Origin of the sequence: Kineococcus vitellinus, assembly GCF_009906315.1 — a bacterium.
GTDB lineage: Bacteria > Actinomycetota > Actinomycetes > Actinomycetales > Kineococcaceae > Kineococcus > Kineococcus vitellinus.
Genome location: NZ_JAAALL010000237.1, coordinates 1 through 6,910 on the forward strand (window position 1 = coordinate 1; position 6,910 = coordinate 6,910).

Sequence of the window (6,910 nt, forward strand, 5' to 3'; positions counted from 1 at the left end):
CACCCGCCGGGAGCGGTGCGGGAGGATCGGGGCGTGAGCGACGACCTGGCCCGCGACCTGCGCATCCCCGCCGACCTGCTGCCCGCCGACGGGCGCTTCGGGTCCGGCCCCTCCAAGGTGCGCCCCGCGCAGGTGGACGCGCTCGTGCGCGCCGGGCGCGACGTGCTGGGCACCTCGCACCGCCAGGAGCCGGTGAAGGCGCTGGTGCGCCGGGTCCGCGAGGGCCTCGCGCAGCTGTTCGCGCTCCCCGACGGCTACGAGGTCGCGCTCGGCAACGGCGGCAGCACGACCTTCTGGGACGTGGCGGTGTGCTGCCTGGTGCGCGAGCGCTCCCAGCACCTGGTGCTGGGGGAGTTCTCGGCGAAGTTCGCCGCGGCCGCGGCGGCGGCGCCGTTCCTGGCCGAGCCGGTCGTGGTGCGCGGCGAGCCGGGCACGCTGCCGCGGCTGGGGGAGGTCGCCGACGGCGTCGACGTCGTGGCGTGGCCGCACAACGAGACCTCCACCGGTGTCGCCGCTCCCGTGCAGCGGCCGCGCGGCCCGCTGCCGGCGGACGGCGGCCCGCTCGTCGTGGTCGACGCCACCAGCGGTGCCGGCGGGCTGCCGGTCGACGTCGCGCAGACCGACGTCTACTACTTCGCGCCGCAGAAGGCCTTCGCCGCCGACGGCGGGCTGTGGCTGGCGCTGCTGTCGCCGGCCGCGCTGGACCGCGCCCGGGAGGTCGGCGCCGGCGGCCGCTGGACGCCGGCGTCGCTGGACCTGCGGATCGCGGTGGAGAACTCCCGCAAGGACCAGACGTACAACACCCCCGCGGTGGCGACGCTGGTGCTGCTGGCCGAGCAGGTGGAGTGGCTGCTGGGGCAGGGGGGGTTGGCGTGGGCGGCGCAGCGCTGCGCCACCTCGGCGCAGGTCGTCTACGGGTGGGCGGACGCGCGGGAGTGGGCCAGCCCGTTCGTCGCCGAGGAGGCCGCCCGCAGCCCGGTCGTCGCCACCGTCGACCTCGACCCCTCGATCGACGCCGCCGCCGTGCGGGAGGTGCTGCGGCGCAACGGGATCGTCGACGTCTTCCCGTACCGCAGCCTGGGGCGCAACCAGTTGCGGATCGGGCTCTTCCCGGCCGTCGACCCCGAGGACGTGCGGGCCCTCACCCGGTGCGTCGACCACGTCGTGGCGACGCTCAGGAAAGCCTGACCTTCTTCCCGAAAACAGGGGAAGGAATGCCTCACCTGGCTTTTCCGCGGCGGTTCAGGAAAGGCGTTCCTTCGTAGCGGGATCGGCATTCCCCGGTTACCGTCGAGGACATGGCGACCGTGAACCTGGACCTCACCCCCATCCACCAGTGCTCCGTCAGCGGGTGCACCTTCAACGAGGACGTCTCGTGCCACGCACCGACGATCACCGTCGGCGACCACGGCGCGAACCACTGCGGCACCTTCCTGGGCCTGCCCACCAAGCACCGCACGTCCCCCTCCGGGCACGTCGGCGCCTGCCAGCTGGCCGACTGCCGCCACAACTCCGACCTGACCTGCACCGCCGAGACGATCGACGTCGGCACCGAGGCCGGCGGCGAGACCCGCTGCCTGACCTACTCGGCGGCCTGAGCCGAGCGCACCGAGTCCAGTTCCGGCGCGAGCATCCGCGCCAGGGCGGGCCGGACGCCCCAGGTGCTCGTGAGGTCGTCGTACTCGCCGAGCAGTTCGGCCAGGCGCGCGGAGGAGGGGGCCGACGCGGTCCGCACCCCGCGCAGCATCGCGTTGCGCGGGGTGTGCCGGGAGTCGATGAACTCCACGACCTCGACCCGGTAGCCCAGCAGCTGCAGCACGAGCGCGCGCAGGGCGTCGGTGAGGACGTCGGCGAAGCGCTCGCGCAGGATCGCGTGGCGCACCAGCGGGTTGCGCTCGCCGCCGGCCACCAGCTGGCGCTGGACGTCGCGGTGGCAGCACGGCGCGGCCAGCACCACGTCCGAGCCCCAGCGCACGGCCCGCGCCAGCGCCTCGTCGGTGGCGGTGTCGCACGCGTGCAGCGCCATGACGACGTGCGGGGCGCGCCCCTCGAACGGCTCGGCGCCGGCGATGGTGCCGACCGCGAACCCCAGCCCCGGCAGGCCCGCCTCCTGCGCGGCCGCCCGCGAGGTGGCCACGACGTCCTCGCGCACGTCCACGCCCACGGTGGCCAGCTCCTTGCCCGCCTCCACCGCCTGCTGCTGCAGCCAGCGGTGGGCGGCGAACGTCAGGTAGGCGTTGCCGCAGCCGAGGTCGACCGCCCGCAGCGCCGGACCGTCCTGCTGCAGCACCGCGGGGGCCAGCGTCGCCAGCTGGCGCACGAACGCCTCCACCTGCCGCCGCTTGTCGCCGCCGGCGCCCAGCACCCGGAACAGCGGGTCGTCGGGGTCCACCAGGCGCTGCCTGGCCCTGTCGTGCACCTGCGGGCCCGCCGCGCCGGCGTCCGGCTGCCCGCCCCGGGCGCTGCGGTGCACCTGGGCCTCGCCCTTCTTGGTCACCCGCAGCTGCAGCACCTCGCCGGCCGTCTCCACGTGCAGGTTCCCGTAGGGGGCGGCCAGCAGCTCGTCGACGGCACCGGCCGCCTCGGCGGCGGGGACGTTGCGGATGCGCACGACCGGCCCGGTGCGGGCGGTGAACTGCAGGTGCGCGCCCGACTTCAGGCGCACCGGGCGGACCTCCACGCGCTCGTGCTCGGGAGCCTGCGGGCCCCGGCGACGGCCCGCGGCGACGGCCCGCACCAGGTGCCCGGTGTCCAGCAGCAGGGTGCGGACGTCGGTGAGCGCGGTGGTCAGGTCGGTGGGCACGCCTCCATTCTCGCGCCGCCGCGGCGTCCCGGCAGCCACCGGCGCCCGCCCCGGTGGGCCGCTCAGGCGGCGGCGACGTCGCGCTCGTCGCCGCCGTCGGGCGAGCGCACCGGCACCACCCTCAGGTGCGGGGTGGTGCGGAAGGAGTACGCCACCCGCACCCTCGCCCGGCGCAGCACGAGCACCGCCACGACGACCGCGGTCAGGCCGGAGGGGATCGAACCCACCAGCACCGACCACTCGGGGCCGAAGCGGGTGCCGACCCAGCCCACGAAGGGGCCGCCGACCACGGTGCCGCCCTGCATGAGCGACATGTACAGCGCCATCACCCGCCCGCGCACGCGCGGCTCGGTGCTCATCTGCACCGTCGCGTTGGCCGCCGTCAGCAGCGTCAGCGACGACAGCCCCAGCAGCGGCAGCACCGCCAGGTAGAGCCAGTAGCTCGGCATGAGCGCCGCGGCCGAGGCGGTGACCGCGAACGCCAGCGCCGCGCCGATGACCAGGCGCCAACGCGGGCGCTCGCGGCGCGCGGCCACCAGCGCGCCCAGCAGCGAGCCGACGGCCAGGACGGTGCCGGCGACGCCGAAGGCGGCGGCCTCGCGCCCGAACCTCACGCTGGTGATCAGCGCGGAGGTCAGCTGGAAGTTCAGCCCGAAGGTGCCCACCACGCCGACCAGCACGAAGATCGCCACCAGGTCGGGGCGGGCGCGCACGTAGCGCAGCCCCTCGCGCATGCCGCCGGTGCCCTTCGCCGGGCGCTCGCGGGGCGCCGGGTGCGCCGGGCGCATCAGGTGCAGCGTGGCCAGCGGCGCCAGGAACGTCAGGGCGTTGACGAGGAACACCGGGCCGGTGCCGAACCAGGCGATGAGCAGGCCGGCCAGGCCGGGGCCGATCAGCCGCGCGGAGTTGAACGAGGCGGAGTTGAGGCCGATGGCGTTGGGCAGGTCCTCGGGCGGCACGAGCTGGCTGACGAAGGTCTGGCGGACGGGGCCGTCGATCGCGGAGACGCAGCCGAGCAGCGTGGCCAGGACGTAGACGTGCCACAGCCGCACGTGGCCGCTGAGGACGAGGGCGGCCATCGCCAGCCCGACCACGAGCAGCCCGGCCTGGGTGGCCATGAGCGTGCGCCGCTGCGGGAAGCGGTCGGCGATGGTGCCGGCCAGCGGCGCGAGCAGCAGGATCGGGCCGAACTGCAGCCCGGTGGTGATGCCGCCGGCGGTGCCGGAGCCGTTCGTGAGGACCTGGATGACCAGCCAGTCCTGGGCGACGCGCTGCATCCAGGTGCCGGTGTTGCTGACGAGGGCGCCGGTCGCCCACAGCCGGTAGTCGCGGTGGCGCAGGGAGCGGAACGTCGCGCTCACTCGCCGACCACCCGGTCCAGGATGCGGGCGGCCGCGGCGAGGGTGGCGCGCTCGCCGTCGTCGAGGGCGGCCAGCCGCCGGGCGAGCCAGGCGGCGCGGCGGGCGCGGGTGTCCTCCACGACGCGGTCGCCGGCGGCGGTGGCCGAGCACAGCACCTGGCGCCCGTCGTGCGGGTGCTCGGTGCGCTGCACGAGCCCGGCGTCGACGAGGCCGGCGAGGGTGCGCGTCATGGACGGGGGGCGCACGTGCTCGGCCCCGGCGAGCTCGCGGGGGGTGCGCGGGCCCTCGCGGTGCAGCAGGGCGAGGACGGAGAACTGGGCGTCGGACAGCTCGTCGACGGACTTCGTGGCGCGCAGGCGGCGGGCGGTGCGCAGCAGCGAGACGCGCAGGTCGACGGCGAGCCGGTCCAGCGCCGGGGCGCCCGCGGAGGCGGGACCGGGGGTGGGGAGCGGCACCGGACCAGGCTAGTCGTTAGTCGCGCTAATTACCACTGGCAACGACATGGGCGGATCCTCGCCCGGGTTCCCCCACGGCTGCACGGCGCGTTAGAGTCAGTCACGTTGTGTAGCGGGCTGGACGAGCCGTCCGGTCGTCTCGCGGAAGGGTGGGCGAACGCGTGGGTGGACTTCCAGCGGCCTCGACGACCGGTCTCGTCGACAGCCCCGCCGACGGCCGCCTCGACCGCCGCGTCGACGGCGGCCTCGCGCTGACCACGGAGGTCAACGTCGGCGCGGCCCTGCTGCGCGCCCAGCGCCGCTTCGGGGAGTGCCGCGACCTGGGCGCGCTGGCCGAGGAGCTCGTCACGGAGGTGCACCGCTGCGGGCACCAGCGCGTGCTGCTGCTGGAGACCGTCGCCCGCTCCCGCCACCGCGAGCTGGAGGTCCTGGCCGCCCGCGGCGACCTGCTGCTCGTCGCCGGCCGCCGCTTCACCGGCACCGACCTCACCCGCATGTCGCCCTCGGCCGTCGTCGAGCTCGTGCCCGGCCACCCGCGCGCGCCCCGGCTGGCCGTCTGGGGCGTCGCCGACACCAGCACGCCGGCCCTGGAGGTCCTCGCCGCCGCCGGCGGCGCGGCCTGGCGCGCCCTCGTCGCCACCGACGACGCCCGCCGCGCCGGCGCCGAGCTGTCCGGCGCGCAGCTGCTGCTCTCCGGTGCGCTGCGGCTGGCCGGCCTCGGCTCCTGGTCGTGGGACCCCGCCACCGGCGTGGTCACCCTGGACGACCGGCTGCGCGAGATGCTCGGCCTGGGCGCCGAGGTGCCCGACCCGGACCTGGACGCCTGGCGAGCGCGCATCCACCCCGACGACCGCGGTCCCTTCACCGGTGTCGAGGACCCCGCCGCCCACGCCGGGACCTCCGCGCCCTACCCGTTCCGGGTGCGCACCGCCGACGACCGCGAGCGCACCTTCCTGGGCATGAGCGTGCCGCTGGCCACCACGAGCACCAGCCTCGTGCAGGGCCTGGTCCTCGACGTCTCGGCCGGGGAGAAGTCCACCGGCGAGCTCGTGCGGCTGGCCCAGTGCGACTCCCTCACGGGCCTGGCCAACCGCTCCGTGCTCGACACCCGCCTCGCCGAGGCCCTCGAGCGGGCGACGCCCACCGACGCCGTCGCGCTCGTGCTGCTCGACCTCGACCGCTTCAAGCTCGTCAACGACACCCTCGGCCACCAGATCGGCGACGCGCTGCTGCGCCAGGTCGCCGTGCGCCTGGAGGACGCCGCCCCGCCCGGGGCCACCCTGGCCCGCCTGGGCGGGGACGAGTTCGTCGTCATGGTGCCCGGGGTCGGCCGCCCCGAGGCCGCCGCCCTCGTGGCCCGCGACATCATCCGCCGGCTGCGCTCGCCCATGCTGCTGCCCGGCCTGCCCGAGCCCTTCGTGTGCACCTCCAGCGCGGGGATCGCCGTCGGGCACAGCGGCACCGGCGACGAGCTGTTCCGCAGCGCCGACATGGCGCTCTACCGCGCCAAGGACGGCGGCCGCGACCGCGTGGCCGTCTACGACTCCGCGATGCGCGACGAGGCGCAGGCCCGCCGCGACGCCGAGCACCGGGTGCGCCGCGCGCTGCGCACCGACGGGCTGCGGGTGGTCTGGCAGCCCATCGTCGACCTGCGCCGCGGCGAGCTCGTGGCCGCCGAGGCGCTCGTGCGACTGGAGGACCCCGTCGAGGGGCTGCTGGAGCCCAAGTCCTTCGTCGACACCGCCGAGGACACCGGCCTCATCGTCGACGTCGACACCTGGGTCCTGGGGGAGGTGCTGCGCCAGCTGCGCGAGTGGCGGCGCGCCGGGCAGGGCCTGCAGGTCTCCTTCAACGTCTCCGGCAAGACGCTGGAGCACCCGGCCTTCGCCCACCGCCTGGCCCACAGCGTCGAGTCCACCGGCGCCGCCGGCTCCTCGCTGCTGGCCGAGGTCACCGAGCGCACCCTCATCGACCTCTCCAGCTCCACCCGCGCCAGCCTCGGCGAGCTGCGCAGCATCGGCGCCCGCGTCGGGCTGGACGACTTCGGCACCGGGTACTCCTCGCTGTCGTACCTGGACCGCTTCCCGCTGAGCTTCCTGAAGATCGACATGAGCTTCGTGCGTCCCCTGGGGACCTCCGAGCGCGCGGCGGCCGTCGTCGAGGCGCTCATCGCGCTCGCCCACGCCCACGGCATGGTCGTCACCGCCGAGGGCGTGGAGACCGAGCAGCAGGCCGCGCTGCTGCGCGAGATGGGCTGCGACCGCGCGCAGGGCTGGCTGTTCGGCCGGCCC

At 75.8% G+C, this 6,910-nt stretch carries 6 protein-coding genes; 3 read left to right on the top strand and 3 right to left on the bottom strand.

Annotation, left to right across the window (positions count from 1 at the left end; translation table 11 throughout):
* The first annotated feature begins 33 nt into the window (after positions 1 to 33).
* Positions 34 to 1,188, top strand: a complete 1,155-nt coding sequence (gene serC / locus GTQ99_RS17515; protein ID WP_166617013.1) for a phosphoserine transaminase — start codon at positions 34 to 36, stop codon at positions 1,186 to 1,188.
* Positions 1,189 to 1,298: 110 nt separating this feature from the next.
* On the top strand, positions 1,299 to 1,598 hold the full coding sequence (locus GTQ99_RS17520; protein ID WP_166617014.1) for a DUF1540 domain-containing protein: 300 nt from the start codon (positions 1,299 to 1,301) through the stop codon (positions 1,596 to 1,598).
* Here GTQ99_RS17520 and GTQ99_RS17525 read toward each other — a convergent pair.
* From GTQ99_RS17525 to GTQ99_RS17535, 3 genes are all read right to left on the bottom strand, one after another.
* Positions 1,583 to 2,803 carry a methyltransferase gene (locus GTQ99_RS17525; protein WP_166617015.1) on the bottom strand — a complete coding sequence of 407 codons (1,221 nt, stop codon included), beginning with the start codon at positions 2,801 to 2,803 and terminating at the stop codon, positions 1,583 to 1,585. The genes GTQ99_RS17520 and GTQ99_RS17525 overlap by 16 nt on opposite strands.
* 62 nt (positions 2,804 to 2,865) lie before the next feature.
* Positions 2,866 to 4,164, bottom strand: coding sequence for an MFS transporter (locus tag GTQ99_RS17530; protein ID WP_166617016.1), 1,299 nt, complete (start codon positions 4,162 to 4,164; stop codon positions 2,866 to 2,868).
* The gene (locus GTQ99_RS17535; protein WP_166617017.1) at positions 4,161 to 4,619 is read right to left on the bottom strand and encodes a MarR family transcriptional regulator; all 459 of its coding nucleotides are present in this window, start codon (positions 4,617 to 4,619) and stop codon (positions 4,161 to 4,163) included. Before GTQ99_RS17535 ends, GTQ99_RS17530 begins: the two co-directional genes overlap by 4 nt.
* A 149-nt stretch (positions 4,620 to 4,768) precedes the next feature.
* On the opposite strand from GTQ99_RS17535, the gene GTQ99_RS27100 reads away from it, so the two are divergent.
* The coding region (locus GTQ99_RS27100; protein ID WP_166617018.1) for an EAL domain-containing protein at positions 4,769 to 6,910 on the top strand (2,142 nt) is incomplete at its 3' end.